This is a genomic window from Vibrio sp. T9 (genome assembly GCF_003123985.1).
Taxonomy (GTDB): domain Bacteria; phylum Pseudomonadota; class Gammaproteobacteria; order Enterobacterales; family Vibrionaceae; genus Vibrio; species Vibrio diabolicus.
This window is the reverse complement of the sequence record NZ_NIGY01000065.1, coordinates 1-452: the sequence shown is the minus strand read 5'-3', so window position 1 is coordinate 452 and position 452 is coordinate 1. Positions and strand designations below refer to the sequence as shown.

Sequence of the window (452 nt, the reverse complement as noted above, 5' to 3'; positions counted from 1 at the left end):
AGGCACTTCTCGTCGAACAGGACGGCAAGCTCGACCTGGTCGCGACGATCGAAGATGAACTGCTGTTGGCGCTGCCCCTGGTCCCGGTCAATCCGGACTACGAGTTGCCCGATGACATTGTTGGTGCCGACGAGGAAGAAGAAGCCTCGCCGGATCCGTCTGAAAACCCGTTCGCGGCACTCCGCGGACTCATAAAGTAATTTCGCTGGAGATTTGTCATGGCAGTTGCCAAGAGCCGCAAGACCCCGTCCACCCGTGGCATGCGTCGTTCGCACGATGCGCTGACGACCGTTCAGCTGTCGACCGATCCGACCAGCGGCGAAGTGCACCTGCGTCACCACGTGACCAAGGATGGCTTCTACCGCGGTAAGAAGGTCATCGAGACCCGCGGCGCGGTTGAAATCGAAGACTGATCTCCCTCCCTAGGGACGATCACAACGCAGGCGGCGCGG

General features: G+C 60.6%; 2 protein-coding genes. Both read left to right on the top strand.

What is annotated here, in order from left to right; translation table 11 throughout:
- Window positions 1–200 (top strand): YceD family protein (locus tag CBX98_RS25440; RefSeq protein ID WP_172606030.1); only part of this gene is annotated, 200 nt, incomplete at its 5' end.
- 18 nt (window positions 201–218) lie between these two features.
- Window positions 219–413 carry a 50S ribosomal protein L32 gene (gene rpmF, locus CBX98_RS25435; RefSeq protein ID WP_046968738.1) on the top strand — a complete coding sequence of 65 codons (195 nt, stop codon included), beginning with the start codon at window positions 219–221 and terminating at the stop codon, window positions 411–413.
- Window positions 414–452: the final 39 nt, after the last annotated feature.

What these genes read in the sequence shown, in the direction of transcription:
- rpmF (WP_046968738.1), top strand. Translation starts at nt 219, where the DNA reads ATGGCAGTTGCCAAGAGCCGCAAGACCCCGTCCACCCGTGGCATGCGT.